This is a genomic window from Scopulibacillus cellulosilyticus (genome assembly GCF_042665295.1).
GTDB classification, from domain to species: Bacteria; Bacillota; Bacilli; order Bacillales; family Sporolactobacillaceae; genus Scopulibacillus_A; species Scopulibacillus_A cellulosilyticus.
Genome location: NZ_JBHTCO010000001.1, coordinates 137097 through 162172 on the forward strand (window position 1 = coordinate 137097; position 25076 = coordinate 162172).

The 25076-nt window shown below is 37.8% G+C and carries 30 protein-coding genes; 26 read left to right on the top strand and 4 right to left on the bottom strand.

The genetic code is table 11. The features are described from left to right. The 4 genes from ACFQRG_RS00700 (at position 1) to ACFQRG_RS00715 (ending at position 2883) form a co-directional block, all read left to right on the top strand. On the top strand, positions 1-1506 hold the full coding sequence (locus tag ACFQRG_RS00700; protein WP_380962622.1) for a RecQ family ATP-dependent DNA helicase: 1506 nt from the start codon (positions 1-3) through the stop codon (positions 1504-1506). Continuing rightward, positions 1503-2090, top strand: coding sequence for a CPBP family intramembrane glutamic endopeptidase (locus ACFQRG_RS00705; protein WP_380962624.1), 588 nt, complete (start codon positions 1503-1505; stop codon positions 2088-2090). The genes ACFQRG_RS00700 and ACFQRG_RS00705 overlap by 4 nt, the downstream gene beginning before the upstream one ends. Before the next feature lie 2 nt (positions 2091-2092). Beyond that, positions 2093-2362 carry a hypothetical protein gene (locus tag ACFQRG_RS00710; RefSeq protein ID WP_380962626.1) on the top strand — a complete coding sequence of 90 codons (270 nt, stop codon included), beginning with the start codon at positions 2093-2095 and terminating at the stop codon, positions 2360-2362. A 71-nt stretch (positions 2363-2433) separates the two neighbouring features. Then, complete coding sequence (locus ACFQRG_RS00715) at positions 2434-2883, top strand: DUF2663 family protein (protein ID WP_380962628.1); 450 nt, start codon at positions 2434-2436, stop codon at positions 2881-2883. A gap of 50 nt (positions 2884-2933) precedes the next feature. Here ACFQRG_RS00715 and ACFQRG_RS00720 read toward each other — a convergent pair whose 3' ends face one another. Genes ACFQRG_RS00720 through ACFQRG_RS00730 form a run of 3 tightly spaced genes read right to left on the bottom strand, consistent with a single transcriptional unit; the run spans position 2934 to position 4025 of the window. After that, on the bottom strand, positions 2934-3503 hold the full coding sequence (locus ACFQRG_RS00720) for a manganese catalase family protein (protein ID WP_380962630.1): 570 nt from the start codon (positions 3501-3503) through the stop codon (positions 2934-2936). 24 nt (positions 3504-3527) lie between these two features. Further along, positions 3528-3797 (bottom strand): spore coat protein CotJB, encoded by a 270-nt coding sequence (locus ACFQRG_RS00725; RefSeq protein ID WP_380962746.1) that lies wholly within the window; start codon positions 3795-3797, stop codon positions 3528-3530. 6 nt (positions 3798-3803) lie between these two features. Beyond that, positions 3804-4025, bottom strand: a complete 222-nt coding sequence (locus tag ACFQRG_RS00730; protein ID WP_380962632.1) for a spore coat associated protein CotJA — start codon at positions 4023-4025, stop codon at positions 3804-3806. Between the two features lie 64 nt (positions 4026-4089). Between ACFQRG_RS00730 and ACFQRG_RS00735 the strand changes: the two genes are divergently transcribed. The 5 genes from ACFQRG_RS00735 to ACFQRG_RS00755 all read left to right on the top strand — a co-directional run bounded on the left by ACFQRG_RS00735 (position 4090) and on the right by ACFQRG_RS00755 (position 9606). After that, the gene (locus ACFQRG_RS00735) at positions 4090-4974 is read left to right on the top strand and encodes a metallophosphoesterase (protein ID WP_380962634.1); all 885 of its coding nucleotides are present in this window, start codon (positions 4090-4092) and stop codon (positions 4972-4974) included. A 145-nt stretch (positions 4975-5119) separates the two neighbouring features. Further along, positions 5120-5728, top strand: coding sequence for a genetic competence negative regulator (locus ACFQRG_RS00740; protein ID WP_380962636.1), 609 nt, complete (start codon positions 5120-5122; stop codon positions 5726-5728). A gap of 282 nt (positions 5729-6010) precedes the next feature. Then, positions 6011-6922, top strand: a complete 912-nt coding sequence (locus ACFQRG_RS00745) for a D-alanine--D-alanine ligase family protein (RefSeq protein WP_380962638.1) — start codon at positions 6011-6013, stop codon at positions 6920-6922. A 306-nt stretch (positions 6923-7228) separates the two neighbouring features. Further along, on the top strand, positions 7229-8503 hold the full coding sequence (locus tag ACFQRG_RS00750; protein WP_380962640.1) for a Glu/Leu/Phe/Val family dehydrogenase: 1275 nt from the start codon (positions 7229-7231) through the stop codon (positions 8501-8503). Positions 8504-8604: 101 nt separating this feature from the next. Beyond that, positions 8605-9606, top strand: a complete 1002-nt coding sequence (locus ACFQRG_RS00755) for a YpdA family putative bacillithiol disulfide reductase (protein WP_380962642.1) — start codon at positions 8605-8607, stop codon at positions 9604-9606. An 18-nt stretch (positions 9607-9624) separates the two neighbouring features. Here ACFQRG_RS00755 and ACFQRG_RS00760 read toward each other — a convergent pair whose 3' ends face one another. Beyond that, a complete protein-coding gene (locus tag ACFQRG_RS00760) occupies positions 9625-10599 on the bottom strand; it encodes an asparaginase (RefSeq protein WP_380962644.1) in 975 nt (324 codons plus the stop codon). 125 nt (positions 10600-10724) lie between these two features. On the opposite strand from ACFQRG_RS00760, the gene prsW reads away from it, so the two are divergent. From prsW to ACFQRG_RS00845, 17 genes are all read left to right on the top strand, one after another. Next, a complete protein-coding gene (gene prsW, locus ACFQRG_RS00765) occupies positions 10725-11390 on the top strand; it encodes a glutamic-type intramembrane protease PrsW (protein WP_380962646.1) in 666 nt (221 codons plus the stop codon). A 112-nt stretch (positions 11391-11502) separates the two neighbouring features. Continuing rightward, positions 11503-12285, top strand: a complete 783-nt coding sequence (gene sleB / locus ACFQRG_RS00770) for a spore cortex-lytic enzyme (RefSeq protein ID WP_380962648.1) — start codon at positions 11503-11505, stop codon at positions 12283-12285. 15 nt (positions 12286-12300) lie between these two features. Beyond that, on the top strand, positions 12301-13623 hold the full coding sequence (gene ypeB, locus ACFQRG_RS00775) for a germination protein YpeB (RefSeq protein WP_380962650.1): 1323 nt from the start codon (positions 12301-12303) through the stop codon (positions 13621-13623). Between the two features lie 144 nt (positions 13624-13767). Next, positions 13768-14010, top strand: coding sequence for a DUF5359 family protein (locus ACFQRG_RS00780; RefSeq protein WP_380962652.1), 243 nt, complete (start codon positions 13768-13770; stop codon positions 14008-14010). Positions 14011-14072: 62 nt separating this feature from the next. Beyond that, on the top strand, positions 14073-14750 hold the full coding sequence (gene cmk / locus ACFQRG_RS00785; protein ID WP_380962654.1) for a (d)CMP kinase: 678 nt from the start codon (positions 14073-14075) through the stop codon (positions 14748-14750). Then, positions 14747-15328, top strand: a complete 582-nt coding sequence (locus tag ACFQRG_RS00790) for a lysophospholipid acyltransferase family protein (protein ID WP_380962656.1) — start codon at positions 14747-14749, stop codon at positions 15326-15328. The genes cmk and ACFQRG_RS00790 overlap by 4 nt, the downstream gene beginning before the upstream one ends. Before the next feature lie 266 nt (positions 15329-15594). Further along, complete coding sequence (gene rpsA / locus ACFQRG_RS00795) at positions 15595-16740, top strand: 30S ribosomal protein S1 (RefSeq protein WP_380962658.1); 1146 nt, start codon at positions 15595-15597, stop codon at positions 16738-16740. A gap of 99 nt (positions 16741-16839) precedes the next feature. Then, positions 16840-17436 carry a YphA family membrane protein gene (locus ACFQRG_RS00800; RefSeq protein ID WP_380962660.1) on the top strand — a complete coding sequence of 199 codons (597 nt, stop codon included), beginning with the start codon at positions 16840-16842 and terminating at the stop codon, positions 17434-17436. 181 nt (positions 17437-17617) lie between these two features. Then, a complete protein-coding gene (gene der, locus ACFQRG_RS00805; RefSeq protein WP_380962662.1) occupies positions 17618-18934 on the top strand; it encodes a ribosome biogenesis GTPase Der in 1317 nt (438 codons plus the stop codon). Between the two features lie 18 nt (positions 18935-18952). After that, positions 18953-19546: a glycerol-3-phosphate 1-O-acyltransferase PlsY gene (plsY, locus tag ACFQRG_RS00810; RefSeq protein WP_380962664.1), complete on the top strand. Its 594-nt coding sequence runs from the start codon at positions 18953-18955 to the stop codon at positions 19544-19546. A 69-nt stretch (positions 19547-19615) separates the two neighbouring features. Continuing rightward, positions 19616-20671 (top strand): NAD(P)H-dependent glycerol-3-phosphate dehydrogenase, encoded by a 1056-nt coding sequence (locus ACFQRG_RS00815; RefSeq protein WP_380962666.1) that lies wholly within the window; start codon positions 19616-19618, stop codon positions 20669-20671. Positions 20672-20750: 79 nt separating this feature from the next. Continuing rightward, entirely contained in the window at positions 20751-21011 is a 261-nt protein-coding gene (locus ACFQRG_RS00820; RefSeq protein ID WP_380962668.1) for a stage VI sporulation protein F, read from the top strand. Between the two features lie 208 nt (positions 21012-21219). Further along, positions 21220-21405 (top strand): DUF2768 domain-containing protein, encoded by a 186-nt coding sequence (locus ACFQRG_RS00825; protein ID WP_380962670.1) that lies wholly within the window; start codon positions 21220-21222, stop codon positions 21403-21405. A gap of 44 nt (positions 21406-21449) precedes the next feature. Continuing rightward, positions 21450-22163 carry a hypothetical protein gene (locus ACFQRG_RS00830; protein ID WP_380962672.1) on the top strand — a complete coding sequence of 238 codons (714 nt, stop codon included), beginning with the start codon at positions 21450-21452 and terminating at the stop codon, positions 22161-22163. Between the two features lie 174 nt (positions 22164-22337). Beyond that, positions 22338-23816: a stage IV sporulation protein A gene (gene spoIVA / locus ACFQRG_RS00835; RefSeq protein ID WP_380962674.1), complete on the top strand. Its 1479-nt coding sequence runs from the start codon at positions 22338-22340 to the stop codon at positions 23814-23816. 305 nt (positions 23817-24121) lie between these two features. Beyond that, positions 24122-24367, top strand: coding sequence for a hypothetical protein (locus ACFQRG_RS00840; RefSeq protein ID WP_380962676.1), 246 nt, complete (start codon positions 24122-24124; stop codon positions 24365-24367). A 24-nt stretch (positions 24368-24391) separates the two neighbouring features. After that, a complete protein-coding gene (locus ACFQRG_RS00845; protein ID WP_380962678.1) occupies positions 24392-24967 on the top strand; it encodes a hypothetical protein in 576 nt (191 codons plus the stop codon). Positions 24968-25076: the final 109 nt, after the last annotated feature.

The window sequence follows — 25076 nt, forward strand, 5'->3', positions numbered from 1 at the left end:
ATGATGCTTGAGAAAATTTTAAAAGATCGTTTCGGCTACTCACACTTTCGAGAAGGGCAACACGAAATTATTGAAGACGTTTTGAGTAAGAGAGATGTTTTTGCCATGCTGCCTACAGGCAGCGGCAAGTCGCTTTGTTATCTCTTGCCGGGTTATATTTTACACGGGCTGATCATTATTGTTTCACCATTGTTATCCTTAATGGAAGATCAATGCCAGCAGATTCATATGTCAGGAGAAAAGCGGGCGGCCGCCCTAAATAGTTTCTTAAATGGCAAAGAAAGAACAATTGTTATGGATAGGCTGGACAGGTTGAAATTTCTATTTATATCCCCAGAGATGTTGCAAAGCCGGAAAGTCATACAAAAATTATCAAGATGTCATATCAGTTTATTTGTTGTTGATGAAGCCCATTGTATATCACAATGGGGCCATGAATTCAGACCGGATTATTTAAAACTTGCGGACGTTAGGGAAACTTTGGGTTCCCCTCCTTGTCTTGCTTTAACCGCAACCGCAAATGATAAAGTCCGTAAAGATATCCTTAATCAATTAAAAATAGACGATGCCCGTCAGCATTTATACAGCGTTGATCGTGAAAATATTGCTATGCTCGTCTATAAATTGAATAATATTGACGAAAAAATATCTAAAACTATTGATGCTGTTTCAAATATTGAAGGACCTGGCATTATTTACTCTTACAGCCGGGAATGGGCAGAAAAACTTTCTTGGATGCTTAAAGAACATACGAATTTAAGGGCGGCTTATTACCATGGCGGTTTGCAGCCGGAAGACCGGCTCTTGATTCAACACCAATTTCTTAATAATCAGCTTGATGTGATTTGTTGTACGAATGCTTTCGGTATGGGAATTAATAAGCCAAATGTTCGCTATGTTATTCATTTTCATTATCCGAGACATATCAATTCATATATACAAGAAATAGGAAGAGCGGGACGGGACGGCTTGCCCAGTGCGGCTATTACCTTTTATTGTGAGGAAGATGAGATTCTTCCAAGAACGCTTATTGAGAGCGAGTACCCTAATCAAAAAGCACTTTCCCGGATATTACAGAAGGTTAAGTCAAATCAGCTGCCTCCGGATTCCAATGAAGCTATCCAAGTGTTTATAGAAGAAGGATGCAGCGAAACAGCTGCGCGTTTTTTACAATATCAATTCAGTTTAATTAACGTTAAAGAATATACAATTGAAGAAATTGGTATTTATTTGGAAAAGATCATTACATCAAGAAAGCAGCAGAAATTCCAAGAACTATATGAGATGCAATGTTGGCTTGTAACCAAAGGGTGCAAAAGAGAGGCTTTATTAGCAGCTTTCGGTGAAAAAAAGACAAACATAGTGTCCAAATGCTGCAGTTATTGCGGGGTAGCCATTAAAGAATATAAAAAAACAGCTGCTGGATATACACAGGAACAAGCATCATTAGATACTTGGAAGGAAACGCTGGGGCATCTTTTAGGACAGGAAGCAGGCGTAACATGACAGATAAGACATACCTTGATCAATTGTCTGATAAAGAAGTGATAAAATCACTCTACTTTTCACAAGGACTTATTATCCTTGCCGGTATAGTATTTATCCTTATTTTTATAAGAAATCCGGGTATTTGGTTTGAATCACTTTGGCAAATTAACCTGACAGAAATCATACTTTATGGTTTCGGGACAGGAATTATCGTTGTTTTAATAGAATATATCATAGATAAAGCTGCTCCCAAAGGATGGTTCGAGGATGACGGCATTAATGAAAGGGTTTTTCAGGCGCTGTCTTATCCTCATGTTTTCTTTGCCATGGCAGTTGTTGCAGTATTTGAAGAGATATTATTCAGAGGACTTATCCAGTACAAATTTGGCATGATTATCGCCAGCTTGATCTTTGCATTCGTTCACGGGCGTTATATTAAAAAACCCTTACTCCTTATATTAACGATTATTCTTGGGTTTTATTTAGGTTGGCTGTATGAATTAACAGGAAAGCTTCTAGTACCAATCACAGCGCATTATACCATTGATGTGATATTAGGGGTTATTTTGAAATGGCAGTCAAGTAAACGACGGGGGACATGATCATGAATCAAGAAGAATTAAAGGAATGGGATTATACCGAAGAGTCATTGCCGTCAAGGCGTTCGCGAAATCACAGAAGTGGGTCAATAGGAAAACCTGAAGAAAAACAGATATATAGAAGGAGACGGCACCAAAAGTCACAATCTGAGGAATCTCAAGAAGAGATATCCAGAAAGAATAGAAAGTCTAATCCTTTGGTTATAACAAATGTCATTTCATGGATGTTTATAATCATGGTATGTATTGTTATTTTGTCATTGATCATCTTTTAAATCATTTTAAGCTAAATACCTGTCCTATTTTTAAAGTATCGACATACGATTAAAATAGGAGGGTCAAATATATGAATAAACTAAAAGAACTTAGGGATAACGGGCAAATCCCCGATATCACTTATCATATATTAGTGAAGCTTATTGAACGAAAGGAAAAAGAGGCGAAATACAAAAAAAGGCTTTCGATATTTGGACTGGCATCAATGATTGTTTACGGTGCGCTTATTTATTATTTGTTTTTTTATAAGCTTGAAACAACACAGAACTTTTATGAGTTTACATATGTTTTGGGAGATCCGTTTTTATGGTTCCTGGGGGGAGCAGCCTTTATAATGACAATCGCTTGGAATTCAGCCAGAAAAAATTATGATGATGCTGATGAAGATTATGATGAATTGAGAAAAGAGGTCATAGACAGGAACTATGAATTATGGTATGAACAGATAGATTGGAAAGGCAAAAGCGAGGTTTTAGAATTTCTCGATAAGGAGAAAGATATTAATTTATATCATAAATAGAGTGATAAGAGGATTGAACTGAACAAAAAAGATGCCTGAAACCAAGGCATCTAAAAATACTTTTTTTTACCGTTCTCTTCTTTTATAATCTCTACTGCTTCTCTAAAGCGTTGTGAGTGAACGACCTCTCTTTCCCGTAAGAATTTTAAAGAGTCATTAATAAATGGATCATCAGACATGTTAATAATCCACTGATAAGTTGCCCGGGCTTTTTCCTCGGCAGCAATATCTTCATAAAGGTCGGCGATCGGGTCGCCTTTTGCTTGAATATAAGTTGTTGTGAAGGGATTTCCTGCTGCATTTTCGTAAAACAAAGCTTTATCATGGTTTGCGTAATGCTCGCCAAGCCCTGCTTCTTTGAGCTGTTCAGGCGTTGCATCCTTTGTCAGTTTATATACCATAGTCGCGATCATTTCCAGATGGGCAAATTCTTCAGTGCCTATGTCTGTTAATAATCCAATCACACGATCAGGTATTGTATAGCGCTGGTTTAAATAACGTAGAGCTGCCGCCAGTTCTCCATCCGCGCCGCCGTATTGTTCAATAAGAAATTTTGCAAGCTTGGGGTTGCAGGACCTTACTTTGACAGGGTATTGAAGCTTTTTCTCGTATAGCCACAAAAGGCATCACAACCTTTCAGAAGATTAAATTTGCCACGGCCATGGCGTTGTCGCCCATTTCCAAGGATATGATGAATAACTGTTGCCAAACTCCTGCAAGGGTCCGTACTCTTGTTCAATCCTTTCCTTTAATTCATGACGTTTTTTTGCGCAAGTATTATATTGTTTAAGTGCTTCAAGATCATCTGGATGAGTATCAAGATACAGCGTCAGTTCAACAAGTACAAAATCTATCGCTTGCAATTCCTCAATACGCTCATAATAATCATTAGGCAGGGCTCTATCTTCTGTCATCATAAATCACCCCTTTTTATGGTGTTCAAACGGACTGGAGTAAGGTGAGTAAAGTGCCGGCCATAGCGTTCCTTTTTTTAAAGCTTCTAAAGGCTGAAATTGTTCCAACCCCGGCGGTTGAAATCCTAAATATAAATTAGGCGGTGTCTCATAAGTTTTAACGGTTTGCGGCGGACAAGGATCATGCGGACTGACAAAAGGGTGGTAAGATTTTCTGTTAGTGGACATAACCATACCTCCTTTTCCAAAAAATTATTTGTCATTGCTGTTATATGTTTAAACAGCTTGTCGAATGTTTAATACATATAAAAAGAATCGATCAGGTAAGTCACGGTTAAATGTCCTTTCATACAATACGGTATGGGAGGGGGTTATTGATGAAGGGGCTGGTTTATTGTTGGGCTTTTGGTGGCTTTTATTGATAATTATCATTGCTTTAGCAATAACTTTTTTAAATATGCTTTTTCAGGCAAAACGGCATATCGTTATAAAAAAGGATATAGCGGTAAGTGGGCTTTCAAAAGTATTTGATGGCTTTCAGATCTTCTTTATTTCTGATATTCATCGCCGGAAGGTTTCCGAGAAGCTAATAAACAAATTAGGCGGTAAACCCGATGTTGTTGTGATAGGCGGTGATTTAACGGAGACGGGGGTCCCTTTTTCAAGGGTCGACGAGAATGTCAAACGCTTATCAGGGGTTGGCCCTGTCATATTTATATGGGGCAACCATGATTTATATGTTGATAAAGATAAACTCAAACAAATATTTACAAAATATCAGGTTAAAATATTAGATAATCAAGTCGATGTCGTCACTAGAGATAATGATTATTTAAACATTGTTGGTATAAATGACGTCACTAACAATTTGGATAGACTTGAAGCAGCCTTAGAAGGAAGAAAGGAAGGGGCGACAGTTTTATTAAGCCACAACCCTGATATTAAGTATAAATTGCATGAACATCACAATATTCCTTTAGTGATAAGCGGACATACACACGGCGGGCAGATTCGGCTGTTTGGCTGGGGGTTGAGGGAAAAAGGGGGAATTAAGAAGAAATCTTTTGGCACCCTTATTATCAGTAATGGCTATGGTACGACTTGGCACCCTTTAAGATTAGGTGCGCCTCCGGATACGCTTTTGTTAACATTACGATCATCAAATTCAGAAATATAATATAATCTCTTTTAAATAATTGTTTTTACTTGTCCTATTATCATCTTCCAGTGTATACTACATTAAAGCTTCTTTATTATGAACAACGGAAAGGCACCCGGCATATAGTATAAAAAGAGTTTGCGTATGGTAAGGAGGGCGAATAATGCGGTTGGAGCGACTAAATAGCGATAAGATCAAAATTTTTTTAACCTTTGATGATTTAAAGGAACGCGGCATATCAAAAGAAGATATGTGGCATGATTTACCTAAAGTGCATCAGCTGTTTAGAGATATGATTATGGAAGCAGATGATGAGCTTGGATTTCAAGCAGAGGGGCCCATTGAAGTTGAAGTGTTTTCCTTACCTGCTCAAGGCATGGTTGTCATAGTATCCAAATCCTTTAATAATGATGATTTATTTGATGATGACGATGATTACATTGAGATGCAAGTCACCCTTGATGAATGTGATGATATCTTATACAAAATTGATGACTTTGAAGATGTCATCGCTTTAGCTCATAAGCTGCATGATTTAGGTATATCAGTTGGAAAACTGTATTATTTTGATAATAAATACTATCTTCACTTTGATGAGGAGACAGATGAACTCATTAATGATTTTGATCTCCTTGTCGCAGTATTAGCGGAATATGGGAATCCATCAACGATGACAAGCCATCGTTTAATTGAATATGGAAAAGTAATTATGAATCATCATGCCGTGCAGCAACTTTATCATTATTTTGTTGAAAAGGAAACCTCACATTAACAAAAGTGTGGGGGTTCTTAAGCTTAACTGATAAATATCCAATCCATAAAGCCCGCGAATTAAGCGGGTTTTCTTTATGCTTATGAGCAAGATATACATATTATGCTTTTCATTAATGAATGTGCAAAATCTTTTTTCAAGAAAATGACCATTTTTATTTTCAAGAAAGACAAATGCTAATATAATAAAGTGAAACTTCTATTAGCAGGGGTTCTTTCCCTTCGGGGTAAAACAATATGAGATTCATAGATTTGGCATTGACTTCATCAAGGAGGAAACAAAATGAAAATTGCAGTAATATATGGCGGGACATCTTCGGAACGGGAGGTGTCTTTATCAACCGGAAAAGGCGTAATGGAAGCACTTGAAAGAAAGGGCCATGAAGTCGTAGGCGTCGATTTTGATCCTGAGAATTTGAATGAAATCATTAAATTGAACGTCGATTTGGTTTTTATTGGTCTGCACGGTAAATATGGTGAAGACGGGCGCATACAAGGTCTTCTTGATATTTTGAAAATCCCTTATGTCGGTTCCGGTGTTATGGCTTCATCTATTGCCATGGACAAAGCACGAGCCAAGGTTTTATTTAAAAATGCCGGTATACGTACTGCTGAAGGGTGTTCAGTTCGAAAAGGACAAAGTTATCAATCTTCCCCATTCGGCTATCCGGTTGTCATTAAACCAAATAGCGAAGGTTCTACTATCGGGTTAACTATTGCCGAAAACGATGAGCAATTTCAAAAAGGGATTCAAACAGCATTAAAGTATGATGAAACGGCACTTATTGAAACTTTTATTGATGGAAAAGAACTGACTGTCTCTGTATTGGGAAAAGGAGAAGAAATCAAAGCACTTCCGGTTGTAGAAATAGTTCCTAAGAATAAATTTTATGACTACGAGGCAAAATATGCTCCAGGAATGAGTACACATTATGTTCCGGCAAGAATTCAGGATGATGTGACGAAGAAGCTCCAGAAATGGTCTGTTCTTGCTCATAGACAATTAGGGTGTGAAACATATTCACGCGTTGATTTTATTTTACCGAATGATGGCAGTGAGCCTGTTATATTAGAGGTTAATACATTGCCCGGAATGACGCCGACAAGTTTATTCCCGGATGCAGCAAATGCTGTCGGTATTTCCTATGACGACATGATTGAGCAACTGGTTAATCTTACGGTTCAATCTAACTGATTTAAGAAGTTGTTTAAAATCCTTTTTTTGAACTTATATTTAAACAAAAAATCCCTTTAATATTTGTTGAAAAGTTTAGACTTTTCCTCAAGTAGTAAAGGGTTTTCAAAACAATTTTAACATAGTTTTTGTCCGCATAAAAAATTATTGTTTTTTGTCGTACATGTATTGAAATATTGAAGTGAATTCACTATAGTTAATGTGTAAAAAGAATCCATAGTTTTTTTGGATTAATAAATAAATCCCATTTAATGGTCATCTGCATAGAGACAGATGTTGATGGAAGGTCACAGGAGGTAATTGGAAATGGTAGCCAATAACGGCTCGGAAAACCCAAAAGTTGAAGATAATGATGTACTCGCATCAACTCAATCGGTGATTCATGAAGCATTAGACAAACTCGGTTATCCGACTGAGGTTTATGAATTACTTAAAGAACCATTACGTTTATTTACCGTAAGAATTCCGGTTAGAATGGATGATGGTTCAACTAAAATTTTTACCGGCTACCGAGCGCAACATAATGATGCTGTAGGTCCTACAAAAGGTGGCGTGCGCTTTCATCCTGATGTCACTGAAAAAGAAGTGAAAGCGTTGTCAATATGGATGAGTCTTAAGGCTGGTATCGTGGATTTACCGTATGGCGGCGGTAAAGGCGGCATTATTTGTGATCCGCGTGAAATGTCTTTTAATGAAATTGAAGCACTTAGCCGCGGATATGTAAGAGCTATAAGTCAAATTGTAGGGCCGACTAAAGATATTCCGGCACCGGACGTTTTTACAAATTCACAAATTATGGCCTGGATGATGGATGAGTACAGCAGAATAAGAGAATTTGACTCTCCTGGATTTATTACAGGCAAGCCGGTTGTATTGGGCGGTTCTCATGGCCGTGACGCAGCAACAGCTACAGGGGTAACGATTGTTATCCGCGAAGCTGCAAAGAAACGCGGTATTGACCTTAAAGGCGCTCGTGTCATTGTTCAAGGTTTTGGTAATGCAGGCAGCTATCTTTCTAAATTTATGCATGACGCCGGTGCTAAAGTTGTGGGGATTTCCGATGCTTATGGTGCTTTATACGATCCTGAAGGTTTAGATATCGATTATTTACTAGATCGTCGTGACAGCTTTGGCACGGTTACAAAGCTATTTAAAAATACAATTACAAATAAAGAATTGCTTGAATCTGATTGTGATATTCTTGTACCGGCAGCAATTGAAAATCAGATCACTCATGAAAACGCAGACAAAATCAAAGCTGATATTGTTGTTGAAGCAGCTAACGGCCCAACGACTCTGGAAGCAACGAAAATTTTAACTGAGCGCGGCATCTTGCTTGTACCGGATGTTCTTGCAAGTGCTGGCGGTGTTACTGTTTCTTACTTTGAATGGGTACAAAACAATCAAGGTTATTATTGGACTGAAGAAGAAGTTGCCCAACGTTTGGAAGAAGTACTGGTTAAAGCGTTTAATAATGTTTATACGACTGCAGAAAGCCGTAAAGTGAACATGAGACTCGCCGCTTATATGGTTGGCGTTAGAAAAATGGCTGAAGCATCAAGATTCCGCGGTTGGATATAATTTTGTTTTCGGACAGCTTCTTTAATTAATATCATTTGCAATAGCAGGAAACTTCCCCTATTATCAAAGGGGAAGTTTTTTTATATACGGGGGTTGAGACTATGACAAGAGAAGATGTAATTGTTATCGGTGCGGGACCTTGCGGGTTATCTGCAGCTATTTACTTACAAGAAAAAGGTTATCAGCCATTAATTATAGAAAAAGGCAATATCGTTCAAGCTATTTATAATTATCCAACTCACCAGCAGTTTTTTAGTTCCAGCGAAAAGCTGGAAATTGGTCAAATGCCTTTCGTTATTGAAGGGAGAAAACCAAAACGAAACCAAGCGCTTGCTTATTATAGAGAAGTTGTCCGCAGAAAAAAATTAAGGATTAATGCCTTTGAAACGGTTACAAACGTTCAGAAGAAAGACAGCGGTTTATTTGAGATAACAACCTTTCGTGATAAATATCAAGAAGAAGCTCATTATAATGCCCGATTTGTTGTTATTGCTACAGGCTACTATGACCACCCAAATTATATGGGTGTCCCCGGAGAAGATCTTCCGAAAGTTTTTCACTATTTTAAGGAAGCTCATCCTTTCTTTGACTGTGATGTTGTTGTTGTGGGCGGGAAAAATTCCGCAGTTGATACGACAATGGAACTTGAAAAAGCAGGCGCAAGAATCACGGTTATATATCGGGGCAAGGACTATTCTCCAAGTGTTAAACCGTGGATTTTGCCGGAATTCCAATCATTGGTTAAGCATAATAAGATAAAAATGGTTTTTGAAGGGCATATTAAGGAAATTAAAGAGGATACAGTTATTTATACAACCCAAGACGGACAAACTCATGAGATTGCTAATGATTATGTCTTTGCCCATACTGGTTATCATCCTGATCAAGACTTTTTAAAAAGCATAGGTATTCAAATTGAAGAAGAGTCTGGGAAACCTATTTATGACCCGGATACGATGGAGACCAACGTCAGCGGTGTCTTTATAGCGGGTGTCATCGCCGCCGGGAATAATGCTAACGAAATATTTATCGAAAACGGCCGTTGGCACGGAGAAGCGATAGCAAAAGCTATTGTTGAAAAAGACAAAGAAAAAACAAGGTAAGTTCACCTTGTTTTTTCTTTATCTTAGAAATATATCTTGAAGCTCTTTAGGATCATTCGTTATTTCCAGTGCAATCATCAGTTTAAGCCGTGCTTTTTGTCCGTTAAGGCCATTTGAGAAAATCACACCGATTGATTTAAGCTGTTTACCTCCGCCTTCATATCCGTATACGTCTTGAACAATGCCGTTAAAGCATCTTGAGACAATCACAATGGGCAACCCCTGATTGATTAATTTTTCTAACTCAGGAACAATAGCTGGAGGAAGGTTGCCCTGCCCCAAGGCTTCAATAACAAGGCCGTCGTAACCTTTCTCTCCAACAGATTGAATAAGATCCGGTTCCATGCCTGCATAAGCTTTTAATAAAGTTGTCCTTTTACTTAGTTTGTTAATATCATAATAATCCCGTTGAATAGGATGATGATGGAAGAAGACGCCGCTTTTCGTGACAATGCCAATGGGACCGAATTGAGGGCTTTGAAAAGTTGCGACGTTGCTCGTATGTGTCTTTGTGACGTTTTTAGCTGTATGAATTTCGTCATTTAATACGACAAGGACACCTTGACCGCGTGCCTTGTCGCTGGCGGCAGTTTGCACGGATTCAATAAGGTTTGGCGGACCGTCATAGCCCGGTTCATTACTGGAACGCATAGAACCTGTCACAACCACAGGTTCTTCAAGGTTTAATACAAGGTCAAGAAAATAAGCGGTTTCTTCAAGTGTATCCGTACCATGTGTGACCACAGCGCCATCAAAATGGTCGTCAGTAAATTTTTGCTTAATGAAATTAGATAAGTCATACATATTTTTTGGCTTTATGTGGGGCGAAGGTACGTTAAGAAATTCAAATTCAGTAATATCCGCCCATTGGTTAAGCGTATCCATCATGTTTTTCAAAGGGTGATCTTTGCTTGGCTTAACAGCGCCTGTTTCAAGATCCTCTGCCATTGCTATTGTACCGCCTGTGTGAATGATTAAAATTCGTTTTCTCATAGATGTCAACTCCAGTATTTAGTAAAGGCTTTGCAAACCATAAATAGAAAAACTCTGCAAATGGAAGTTTCACTTTATAAAATAACATGTTACGATAGAAAAAAATAGTGAAATGAGGATAGGGCATGCTGACTATTATCACGACCGGGATTGCGCCTGGGATAGCATTGCTGTCTTATTTTTATTTAAAAGACAAATATGAAACTGAACCTATCGGGATGATTTTAAAAACATTTATTTTTGGCGCATTGATTGTCTTTCCTGTCATGGCTATTCAATATGCTTTTGAAACTGAGCATATCCTGCAAGGATTATTGACAAATAGTTTTTTGCTGAATGGCTTGCTTGAAGAATTTTTTAAATGGTTAATTATTATTTATACAGCTTATCGTCATACAGCATTTAATGAACGCTATGACGGGATTATTTACACGGTATCCGTTTCACTTGGTTTTGCCACTGTCGAAAATATTTTGTATTTGACCGTCTATGGTATTCATTATGCTCTGTTTCGCGCGATCCTTCCGGTCTCCAGCCATGCTTTATTTGCTGTTATCATGGGTTATTATATTGGAAAAGCCAAGTTTTCAGTAAAGAAAAAACGATATTTGTTTATCGGGTTATTGATTGCTGCGCTGATCCACGGCCTGTACGATTTGATTCTTCATATAGATAAAGCGTGGCTTTATATTATTATTCCTTTTATGATTTATCTATGGTGGAGTGCCCTTAGAAAAATCAAGTTAGCTCACAATCAGCACCAACTATGGCTTGAACAAAAAAACATTTGAAAAAAGAGGCAGTCAAAGATTGACTGTCTCTTTTTATGCCTGCATAATTTTTCTTCTTTAAGAAAAACTACGCTTATAAAATGACAATGCAGATACCGAGGAGGACTAATAAATGCTATTGAAGCGTCAACTCTATTTGGCGGGTATTTTAACCTTCCTAATCATGATGGGCGGTTTATGTGTTGATAGCCCTAGACAAACCGAAGCTTTTACTTCCCAGGTTATTCATCAGGGATCGGTGGGAAATGATGTCATTGAGTTGCAATCAAGACTGCAATACATTGGCTTTTACCATGGTAAAATAGACGGTGTTTTTGGTTGGAGTACTTATTGGGCATTAAGAAACTTTCAAGAAAAGTTTGGGTTAAAGGTTGATGGCATGGCTGGTTTAAAGACAAGACAAAAGTTGGTTGCCGTAACGAAATACAATTATAGAAATCAATCAAATAGTTATGCCGCAAATAAAAACAAGAATCAAGGGAACACAAACGCCAATCAAAATAACAATCAAAGTGCCAATCAAAATATTCCTAAAGGATTTTCGCAAAGTGATATTAACTTAATGGCTAACGCAGTATATGGTGAAGCCCGCGGAGAACCTTTCGTCGGACAAGTTGCTGTTGCCGCTGTTATTTTACATCGTGTAGAAAGTCCAAAATTCCCAAATACAGTTTCCGGTGTTATCTTTCAACCGGGAGCGTTTACAGCCGTTTCTGACGGGCAAATTTGGTTAACACCTAACGCAGAGGCGAAAAAAGCAGTGATTGATGCAATAAACGGATGGGACCCGACTCATGACGCAATGTATTACTTTAACCCTGATACAGCCACTTCCGCGTGGATTTGGTCGCGGCCGCAAATTTTAAAAATAGGTAAACATATTTTTACAAAATAATTGGAGGTGAGAATCATGATTCGATCAGTGCTTGTTGTATTATTAGTTTTCGTTGTTGCCGGAGTAGGTTACTGGGGGTATCAGGAGCATCAAGAAAAAAATGCTGTCCTAATTAACTCGGAGAACCACTATCAGCAGTCTTATCACGAGCTTTCTTACTACGTTGATCAGTTAGATAATAAGATTGGTACAACGCTCGCGATGAGTTCAAGAGATACGATGAGGCCGCAGCTTGCGGAAGTTTGGCGATTATCTACAATGGCTCATAGTGCAGTAGGCGAACTGCCTTTAACTTTGCTGCCTTTTAATAAAACCAATGAATATTTAAGTCATTTAGGTCAGTTCAGTTACCAGGCGGCTATTAAAAATCAAAGTGATCAGCCATTATCTGACAAAGAATATCATCAGCTTGAGAACCTGTATAAACAATCCAATCAAATCGAAAATGATTTAAGAAACGTACAAAATAAAATCATGAAAAATCATTTGAGATGGATGGATGTTCAAATGGCGCTGGCCAATCATAAACAAAATAATGATAATCAAATCATTGATGGTCTAAAAACAGTAGATGGCAAAGTAGGGAGCTTTCAAAACCAGTGGGGCCCGGAAATGTCTCAAATGAGCTTAAATCAAGAAAAAAACTTTAGCCAGTTAAAAGGTCCAACTATCTCAAAAAATATGGCTGTTAAAAAAGCAAAAGATTTCCTTAACCTAAAAGATTCATCAACCATTACCGTTCAAAAAAGCGGCAAAGGTGCCCATTATGATTCTTATAATATGACTGTAAAAAATAAAAAGACAGGTCAAAATCTTGTCGCCTCGGTAACAACTAAAGGCGGTTATCTCATATGGTTTATTAATCATCGTCCGGTTAATTATGATCGAATAAGTCTATATAATGCATCAAAGAAAGCCGAGCAATTTTTAAAACAGCATGGCTTTAAAAATATGACATTGGTTAAAAGTAATCAATATGACCATATGGGCGTATTTACTTATGCTGAAAGTGTTGATAATGTAAGGGTCTATCCTGCATCCGTAAGAATAAAGGCAGCCTTGGATAATGGACAAATCATGGCATTTGATCAGACAGATTATTTGGCCAACCATAAAGTCAATATTGATTTAAAACCAAAAATTTCTGAAGCAAAAGCACGGAAGGTTTTAAATAAAAATATAAAAATTCAAGAAACTCATTTGGTTGTTTATCAAAATGAGCTTGGGAAAAATACATTATGCTACGAGTTCTTAGGAACAAAAAGAAATGACACCTACAGAATGCTTGTTAATGCTGATAACGGTCAACAGGAAAAAGTTGAGCTGCTCAGCGATTAAAAATTTAAAACGAAAATCCGTTTATAGGTATGGAGAAACTTTTGGTTTTCTTCATGCCTTTTTTCTTAATTAAGGCCGGATATATTATTAAAAGTTAGTAAAAACTAAGATAATATCATTTCTGTAAATGAAAAGGGGTATTGTATGCAATCAAAAACACTGGCCGATATAATTGAAATTTGGATAAAGCGGGTCATTATCATCCAATTTATTTGTTTACTTTCAGGTCAATATTTTATGGCGAATCATCATACAGCGCCCTATCTAAACAAAGCCATCCAATATGAAGGTGTATATAAATCAAAGTCCAATAAGACGTCTGAAACAATGGAACAGCCCCGGTCATTATGGTATAGTAATCATGTTAAGATTGGTCAACATAAATAAAACAGTACTCGGTTTTTTTGAACAACCTCTAAAGGTTTTGGATCGGAATTTGGGGAGGAACTATGAAGAAAAATATTCGAATAGCAATTGATGGTCCTGCAGCAGCAGGTAAAAGTACGGTAGCAAAAAAAGTTGCAGACGTTCTTTCATATATTTACATAGATACAGGTGCTATGTACCGGGCTTTAACATACAAGGCTTTAAAAGAAGGAACCGATCTGCATGACGGTAAAGCTTTGGGAAAGCTTCTGCAGGAAACAACAATTAAATTAGTACCGGCAGAAATTGGACAAAAAGTTTTAGTTAATGGCGAAGATGTAACTGAAGAAATTAGGTACTCAAATGTTACGAGTCATGTCTCTTTAGTTTCTCAGCATAGAGAGGTTAGGGAAGAAATGGTTCAAAGGCAAAGAGAATTAGCAACTGAAGGCGGGGTCGTAATGGATGGCCGCGACATCGGTACGCATGTTTTGCCTGACGCAGAAGTGAAAATTTTTCTGAAAGCTTCAGTAGAAGAACGGGCTTTACGCCGTTATAAGGAACAGCAGTCAAAAGGGATCGAAACGCCGCTTGAGAAATTAAAGGAAGAAATAGCACTTCGCGATAAACTGGACAGTGAAAGAGAGGTTTCCCCATTAATAAAAGCTGATGATGCGCTTGAGATTGATACAACCTCTATGGGTATAGAAGATGTTTCAAATCTTATCTTAAATATTGTGAAAGAGAGGAATGAAGAGTGAATCTTTATTCCATCTGCAAGCCTATAGTTGCCGGCCTTTTTAAAATTCTTTTTCGATATAAAGTCTATGGGAAAGAAAATGTGCCAACCGAAGGCGGGGTTATACTTTGCAGCAATCACAAATCAAATTTTGACCCGCCTTTGATTGGGTCTGTGTGTCCGCGCGAATTAAGTTTTATGGCGAAAGCGGAATTGTTTAAAATTCCTTTGTTTAGCCAATTAATTTCCAATTTAAATGCTTTCCCGGTAAAAAGGGGACATGCAGACCGTCAAGTTCTTAAAATGACGATGAAACTGCTTGAAGAAGGGAAAACAATTATTATTTTTCCTGAGGGAACAAGAAATAAAACAAATCAGCTAAAAAAAGGACTCTCTGGAGTGGGTTTTTTTTCTTTAAGAACAGATGCTCAAGTTGTTCCGTGTGCAATAATTGGTTCGTATAAACTCTTTAAGCCTACTAAAGTTATATTTGGTAAGCCAATAGATTTTTCCGAGTTAAGGATGCGTAAAGCAAAACCGGCTGAAGCGACAGAAATCATCATGACACATATTCAAGCGTTAATTGACCAATATAAATAAAGAGAAAATACCAGGTTATTCAAAAGACTTTATTCCCGGTTAGCCGGGCGCCTGCCGGAATCATTAACTAAGGAAAATAACAAAGTCTGCCTCAAGAATCATAAAGTTCTTCCAAGCTGCAGGATCGTTGCCGTCATCTGGAATCGCGCTGGTATGGAAGTTTTACTTTATAGATCATACTACTTGACAAAAGCTGTTATTTGTAAGAACTTAAAATAAAGGCATTTTTTATGTTTTTGTGTTTCAATTAAAGGAGGTCACTGTCAATGGTTGAAGACATGAATAACGAAATGGCAACATTTGATGCATTATCAATCGGTGATGTCGTTAAAGGGAAAATTACCAAAGTAGAGGAAAAACACGCTTTGGTTGATGTTGGATATAAGGTGGACGGCATCCTGCCTATCAGTGAATTATCCAGCTTACATGTTGAAAAGGTAAGCGATATTTTATCTGTTGGGGATGAAGTCACAGTCAAAGTGACTAAATTATCTGATGATGAGCTTGTTCTTTCCAAAAAGGAAGTTGATGCGGATAAAGCATGGGAAGATCTTGAAGAAAAGTACAAGGAAAAGACAACGTTTTCAGTTGAAATTGCCGACGTTGTTAAAGGCGGACTTGTTGTTGATTTAGGTGTTCGCGGTTTTATTCCGGCATCTTTGGTTGAGCGGCATTTCGTAGAGGATTTTACCGACTATAAAGGTCAGAAACTTGATGTTAAAATTGTAGAACTTGATCGGGAAAAACGCAAGGTGATTTTATCTCATCGTGCGGTGCTTGACGAAGAAGCAGCCCTTGCAAAACAGAAAACATTAAACGAAATAAAACCTGGTGATATCTTAGAAGGAACAGTTCAAAGAATTACTGATTTCGGCGCATTCGTTGATATCGGCGGCGTTGACGGTCTTGTCCATATTTCCCAGCTTGCCCATCATCGTGTTGAAACGCCTCAAGAAGTTGTTTCCGAGGGTGATACTGTCAAAGTTAAAGTGCTTTCTATTGACAGCGATAATGAAAGAATTTCATTGTCTATTAAGGATACGCAACCCGGCCCATGGGAAGAAGCGAAGGGCAAAATTAATTCCGGTGATGTGATGGAAGGCACTGTTAAGCGGTTAGTGCCATTCGGTGCATTTGTAGAATTATTCCCTGGTGTTGAAGGATTGGTTCATATTTCAGAAATATCTCACCGTCATATCGGCACGCCTGGTGAAGTATTAACTGAAGGCGATACAGTTAAAGTGAAGGTTCTCGATGTTAATTTTGAAGAAAAACGAGTTTCTTTAAGTATTCGTGAGCTGGAAGAAGAGCCAAAGCAAGTTCAAAACAATCATGTAAAAGAACAAGATGATAATAACACTGGTTTTTCTCTTGGCGATATGATTGGCGATCAACTCAAGAAATATAAATAAATGAATAAATATGACAAAAGAAGCGTCCAAAAGGACGCTTCTTTTGATATAGGTTTAATTTTCAGGCAATTCTTCCATAATGTACATGAGGTGATATTTATGGAAGGTATTGTTTTTTATTGGGTCATGTGGGGATTATGGATAGCAACAACTTTTATTATGGGATACCGCCCTTTAAGATTTTGGGCCAGTTTTACTTGTTTAATAGCCATCATCCTTTCAAATTCATTTTTACATATTGAAATGATTAAAATAAATGATACTTATATCTTTTTCTTCGTTGTCGGCTTAGGGTTGCTTGGGAGATCTTCTTTTTTAAAGTTAAGTTATTATTTCGTTGTACATTTGATTGTTATGATGCTCTATATTATTTATACAATATACACGATGTATGAACCGGCTATTCTTTTAATGATCAATCAATGGCTGTTTTTTATTGCCATGTTTTTTGTTGTTCAATTGCTTGTGAAGCCCTTCGGTATACGCCTTGCAGTCATCATTGTCGGCTTATGTCAGGCGGAATGGGTAGAAAGTTTGTTGTTATACCCAAAAGACTTTGTCATCGGTGATTACCAATTTCTTGACAAGTTAGCCTTTTTAATTTTTATGACCGCAGGTTGGTATGCGGCTCTTAGAATGAGTTATCTCTTACATCATGCCCTGAGCAGATCATCTATTCGTAAATTTGAAAGGTAATCGGTTTATTTAAAATAGATTGAGTGTCTAATACTTTTTTGGTAAGATGATAAAGCTAAGGGAAGAATCAATGCTGTTAGCGTTTGGCATGTTTTTATTACATAAAAAAATGATATAAATAAGGTAATTTTTTAAAACTTTTTTTCTAACCTATAACTTCTAGAACAAAGGATGTGCAAGTATGGCAAAACCAATTGTAGCCATCGTTGGAAGACCGAATGTAGGTAAATCAACAATTTTTAACCGGATTGTCGGTGACAGGGTAGCGATTGTTGAAGATACGCCAGGAGTAACAAGAGATCGTATTTACGGTGCCGGCGAATGGTTGAATCATCATTTTAATATTATAGATACAGGCGGAATAGAATTAGGTGATGAGCCCCTGTTAGTTCAGATGCGTGAACAGGCGCACATTGCTATCGATGAAGCCGATGTTATTTTGTTTATTGTTGATGGTAAAGACGGGCTGACAAGCGCTGATGAGGAAGTCGCCAGTCTATTATACCGCTCAAAAAAACCGGTTGTCCTTGGTGTTAATAAAATTGACGATTTTAAGCAAGAAATGAATCTTTATGATTTTTACTCTTTAGGAATGGGCGAACCTATTGCGATATCCGGTGCCCATGGACGCGGCTTAGGAGATTTATTAGATGAAGTCATTGCTCATTTTCCTAAAACTGAAGATGACGATTATGATGAAACAACAATTAAATTCTCAATTATCGGCCGCCCAAATGTCGGGAAATCTTCCCTTGTCAATGCTATCCTTGGCAAAGATCGTGTGATTGTCAGTGATATAGCCGGTACGACGAGAGATGCTGTTGATACCCCTTTCACAAGAGAAGGCCAAGATTATGTTATCATCGATACAGCCGGTATCAGAAAGCGCGGTAAAGTATATGAAAAAACGGAAAAATACAGTGTCCTCAGAGCTCAAAAAGCGATTGAAGGTTCTGATGTTGTTCTCGTTGTGATTAATGGCGAAGAAGGTATTATTGAGCAGGATAAGAAAATAGCCGGCTATGCTCATCAGGCGGGAAGAGCAATTATTATAGTCGTTAATAAATGGGATATCGTAAAAAAAGATAATAAAACAATGGAAAATTTCAAACGTAAAATTCGCGATAACTTCCAATTTTTGGATTATGCACCTATCGTGTTTTTGTCAGCTGCGACAAAACAAAGACTTCATCATTTATTGCCGATGATTCAAACCGTTTCTGAAAATCACAGCCTGAGGGTGCAAACTAGTCTTTTAAATGACGTGATTATGGATGCAACAGCTATGACGCCTCCGCCTTCAGATAAAGGCAAACGATTGAAAATTTATTATGCGACACAAATTGGTGTTAAGCCGCCAACATTTGTTCTGTTTGTTAATGATCCTGAATTACTCCACTTTTCATATGAGCGGTATTTAGAAAATAAAATAAGGGATACTTTTGGTTTTGTCGGTACACCAATAAAGATCTTCACTCGAAAAAAGCATGATCAATAGGAGGTACAGGGGGTTATCATGTTTATTTTATCGTTTATTATTGCCTATCTTATCGGCTCTGTCAGTTTCAGCTATCTTATGACCAAGAAAATAAAAAAGGTCGATATTCGAAAATACGGCAGCGGTAATGCCGGTGCAACAAATACATTGCGTGTTTTAGGAGTTGGACCGGCCATTTGTGTGTTATTACTGGATGTCCTTAAGGGCGTTGTGGTTATTTTGCTGGCACGAGCCATGCACCTAGAGCCTTGGGCGGTTGCCGCAACAGGATTAATTGCTATTATTGGACATAACTTCCCGATTTTTTACGGATTTAAAGGGGGGAAAGGTGTCGCGACGACAATCGGTGTATTTGCGACATTATCCTTTCTTCCAACGCTTATTGCCGCTATTATTGCTATTATCATTATTTTAATTACTAGATTTGTTTCATTAGGCTCCCTTGTTCTTATTATCTTGACGCCAATTATTTCTTGGTTGCTCGGAAGCTTTCCATTAAGCTATATTTATATTGACGTTCTTATTGTATTACTTGCATTATGGCAGCATCGGGCAAATATCAAACGTTTAATCCGGGGAGAAGAGAACAAGCTTGGGAAGAAAGGCGCCTGACAATTGATGTTCATAGGATTTTCGCTTTCTTTTTTGAACACAATCTAGTACATACCAGGGAGGATTTTTATGAATGATATAACAGTGCTTGGAGCTGGAAGCTGGGGAACAGCATTGGCTATCGTCCTTGCTGATAATGGATACAATGTTAAGATTTGGGCAAGGAGACATGATCAAATAGATGAAATTAACCAGCATCATACAAATGCCCGCTACTTACCTGATATCTCATTGCCTAAAAATATTAAAGGGACATCAAGTATAGAAGAAGCTGTACAGGATGTCGATACGATTGTAGTCGTGACGCCGACTAAGGCGATCAGGGATGTTCTGAAGCAGGTTAAGCCTTTCTTAAAAAAACCTGTGTTATTTATTCATGGTACAAAAGGGATTGAACCCCGGACATCAAAACGTGTATCAGAGATGATCGAGGAAGAAATTCCGGAAAATCTTCGTGAAGCTGTTGCCGTTTTATCCGGACCAAGTCACGCGGAAGAGGTTTGTCACCGCCAGCCAACAACTGTTACAGTAGCGTCTTATAACAAGGAAGCGGCCAGAAAGGCACAGGATATGTTTATTAACCAAAATTTCCGTGTCTATACCAATCATGATGTTATTGGCGTTGAAATCGGCGGTGCGCTGAAAAATATTATTGCATTGGGCGCCGGTATTTCCGATGGCCTAAACTACGGTGATAACGCAAAAGCCGCCCTTATTACCCGGGGGCTTGCTGAAATTACCCGTCTGGGTACAAAAATGGGTGCCCATCCGTTAACTTTTACAGGACTTGCAGGCATGGGCGATTTAATTGTTACGTGTACAAGCGTCCACAGCAGAAACTGGCGGGCCGGAAATCTTCTTGGCAAAGGTCACGATCTGAAACAAACATTAGATCAAATGGGTATGGTTGTTGAAGGTGTAAGAACAACTGAAGCGGCATATTACCTTTCGGAAAGCCAAGATGTTGAAATGCCGATTACAAAGGCTATATATGAGTTATTATTTAATGATAAACCTGCTAAAAAGGCCGTAGATGAATTAATGGGCAGAGGAAAAACAAATGAAATCGGTGATTTATCAGACATATTAATACAGAGAATGGAAGAGGAAGACAGCCCTTTTTAACCCATAAAAAAGCGTATGGCGCACAATGAAAGTCCCCTCGCATATAATGTCATGAAAGCAGGGAAAAGGAGGACTTTCATTGGATCCGAACAATCCTTTTTTTGATCAAATTGAAAAGAAAACGAATGTAAAAAAAGAAGATATCTTTGCACTTGCTAATTCTGTTGCAAATGCCAATTTTCAAGATGAAAAAACGGTTAGACAACTCGTCGGCCGTGTAGCTAAATTAGCAAATGTATCTGTTCCGAAGCAAAAGGAAGACGCTATTGTAAAGGCGATAGTGAATAATAATATTCCTTTGAATTTTTCTTCCTTGTCAAAAATGTTTGATCAAAAGTAAAAAACTAGGCCATAGTCAGAGACAATCTATTGTCTTATGGCATACGGTATAATGAATACACAATTAATCCTAGGAAGGGCTGTCAATGTACGGAAGGATTTAGTCACTCAGAAGGAAGCTGCCGCTTCCTTCTGTTTTTATATATTCAGAAATATTTTAATTAATAGTATTATGTTATAATATTAAGGGTAAAGGAGGAGGGATAAATGTGAGCCCGGGTTTAATTCAAATGTGGATATCATTTATTGCAATGGGTTTAATGATTATCGCCGCCCTGTTAATCATGTTAAGCCGGTTTAAATTAAAAGGGATATTTAGATTTACTTTGTCTTTTATTTCATATTTTATCTTTATTATTGGCGGGTTCTTAATGTTACTTGTAGTCATAACATAACTGGCCGGATATATATTTGAAAAATACATAAAGGGTGACTTTTCATGCGCTGGTGTCTTAGTATCATTTGCAGTTTATTTATTGTTAATATTCTATCGGGATGTATGGGTCAAGAAACGAATGCTTCTCAAAGCCATATGGCCTATCAGTCTCAGTTGGATGAGGTCAGAAGCGCCGTTTTAAATTACAGAAAAGACACAGGCGTTCTTCCAATATTAAATAGCACTCAAAATACACCGATATACGAAAAATACCGGATTGATTTTAAACGTTTAGTACCCCAGTACATGTCAGAACCGCCATCTAACGCCTATTCTAAAGGCGGTTATTTTGAATATGTGCTGATTCATCCCGAAACGGATCCGCAAGTGAAAGTGTTTGATTTAACACTTGTTAATAAAGTTCAAGAAATAGAACAGCAAATACAAGATTATCGGTATAATAAGGGCTATTCTCCCCTTGGCGGTGTCATTACTGAAAAGAGATACAAAATCGATTTTAAGGATCTTGGTTACAAAACCCCCCCAAAAGTGATCAGTCCATACAGCGGCAAACCTTTAAGCTTTATTATGGATAATCATTCTCATGTTTATATAAATTACTTACCTGATATCGAACAAGCTTACAAAAAATCAAAACAGCATGTCCGTGAAGGGGAAGATCTCCGTAAACTGCTGGTTGAACATTCTTTATATGTTCCTGTTAAATCTGTTCCATATACGGTAAAAAATAATCGTGTGATTTTTTTAGTAAAGTAGTCATCAAATGCCCTCTCTCAAAATAGCTTATATGAGAGAGGTTTTTTATACAGGATTAATAAGGTTAACGAAAAGAAAATATAGTTTAGTTGGTATATTTAATGGACAAAGTCATAGTTATATAGTATTGAATAACGTCAATGATTGAATCTGGAGACCGGGAGGGTGTTTAATTTGGAAAGAGTCGATATTTTTAAAGATATCGCTGAAAGAACAGGGGGGGATATCTACCTTGGCGTTGTTGGTGCTGTCCGTACCGGTAAATCGACTTTTATTAAAAAGTTTATGGAACTCGTCGTTTTACCTAATATAGAAAATGAAGCGGAACGTGCCCGCGCGCAAGATGAATTACCGCAAAGCGGTGCCGGAAAACAAATTATGACCACCGAACCAAAATTCGTTCCCAATTCAGCTGTTGCTGTAAAAGTGGATGAAGGACTTGAAGTTAACATTCGTGTCGTTGACTGTGTGGGTTATGCGGTAGCGGGTGCTAAGGGATTTGAGGATGAAAATGGCCCGCGTATGGTTCACACTCCTTGGTATGACGAACCGATTCCTTTTCAAGAAGCTGCTGAAATCGGCACAAGAAAAGTTATTCAAGAACACTCGACACTAGGTATTGTGGTAACGACAGATGGTTCTATTGGTGAAATTTCCCGTCATGATTATTTAGAAGCTGAAGAAAGGGTTGTTGAAGAATTAAAAGAAGTGGGCAAACCGTTTGTTATGATCGTTAATTCCGCCCATCCTCATCATCCCGATACAGAATCGCTCAGAAGAGAGCTGGCGGAAAAATACGATATACCTGTTCTTGCCCAAAGCGTTGAAAATATGACAGAACATGACATTAATAATGTTTTAAGAGAGACTTTATATGAATTTCCAGTACTTGAGGTTAATGTCAACTTACCAAGCTGGGTCATGGTGCTTAGGGAAAATCATTGGCTCCGAGAAAGCTACGAGGATGCCGTTAAGAGCACCGTAAAAGACATTAAGCGTTTGCGAGATGTTGACCGCGTTGTCGGCTATTTTAATGAATATGAATTTATTGATGATGCTCAGCTTGCGGGCATTGATATGGGGCAAGGCATTGCGGAAATTGACTTATATGCTCCTGATGACTTGTATGACCAAGTGTTAAAAGAAGTTGTTGGAGTAGAAATACGCGGAAAGGATCATCTGCTTCAACTCATGCAGGAATTCGCTTATGCTAAACGGGAATATGATCAGGTGGCTGACGCCTTAACGATGGTTAAACAAACCGGGTACGGCATTGCTGCACCGGCGATAACCGATATGAGTCTGGATGAACCTGAAATCATTCGGCAAGGCTCCAGGTTCGGCGTACGATTAAAAGCAGTGGCGCCTTCAATTCATATGATCAAAGTTGATGTAGAATCAGAATTTGCACCGATAATCGGTACAGAAAAACAAAGCGAGGAACTTGTCAGATATTTAATGCAAGATTTTGAGGATGATCCGCTGTCAATTTGGAATTCCGATATCTTTGGAAGGTCACTTAATTCGATTGTTCGTGAAGGTATATCTGCCAAACTATCGCTAATGCCTGAGAATGCAAGATATAAATTAAAGGAGACTTTGGAAAGGATCATTAATGAAGGCTCAGGAGGCCTGATTGCCATCATATTGTAAATAGAACCAACCGTACACAGACTCTCAAAGTGAGGGTCTTTTTTGTATAACTAAAATCAAACGGCATGCACAGGACAATTCCCTGAGCTCATATAGTAATTGTAACTCACATCCCAATGGTTTTTCCATTTTAATAAAGCGTCAAGTGACAAACCTCTCGAAGCCTTATTGAAAAAAAGTATATGACAAGATTGAGACTTTTTACAAGAAAGGCTATTGAGACGATTGGTCTTTATAAAGATCACATTTTTTCAAGGCTTTAAAGCGGTTTCTATGGGCTTAAGGTGTAAAAAGGAGAGGTAAAAGTGGCTATTAATCTTAGTTTTGGATCGATAAATGTTAATTCACAAGCCCGTAATTCTGCGGTTAATGTTGGGGAGACCAGTATGCCTGGATGGAATTATTATGGTAAAAGTGCTTACGGAAACGGCTTTTACATCGGGATAAATAATACACAATTTGTAGCCGGTAATGTAAATGATATGGATGGAATAGATAATCCGATTGGTACCGCGACAAATGATCCCAGCGTTCAAGGTCAAAGCTTATAATCAAGTCTTAATTAGGAGGAAGATATGAACATAAAAAAAACAGCCGTAGTAAACTTTCAGCAATTATCCATCAATAGTATTGATACTTCCTCGGGAGTCTTTATTGGACAAATTCAAGCAAATGGATGGTATAATTCAAAAAAAGATAACTTTGGGTTTGGGACGGTTAGTAACTCGAAGATTAAAGATACCGTCCAAATTGTTATTGATAATGACAATATTGATATGCCTATAAATAATTACAAATATAACCTTTATGATAAAGGGTTGAAAGATAAAGATGGACAGATAAATAACGCATATGACAAAGAAGAAGGATACAGTCAAAAAGATGAGGAGAGTCTTCAGCAAGATATTCAATTTAATGATATCAATATTAATGATTCTTCAACAAACGCCGCGGTAACAATAGGACGGAGCTTACTGGACGGCTGGCATTCGCAGACAAAAAATAATTACGGACTAGGCAGATTCATAGGGGAAATTTATGCGGAGTATCTTGCGGGTAACGTCAACGATCAAGACCTGTTGGACGCTGCAACTTATACCCATAACATTAATTCACCTGATACTTCATTTCGTCGGAAAATAGACTCGTAATGAAAGATGACAGATGCCATATGTTTAAAAAATAATAATTTTTTTGACAAGATGCACAAAAATAGGTTTGACTTACAATAAAAGTGGTTATGATTATAATAAACTAGAA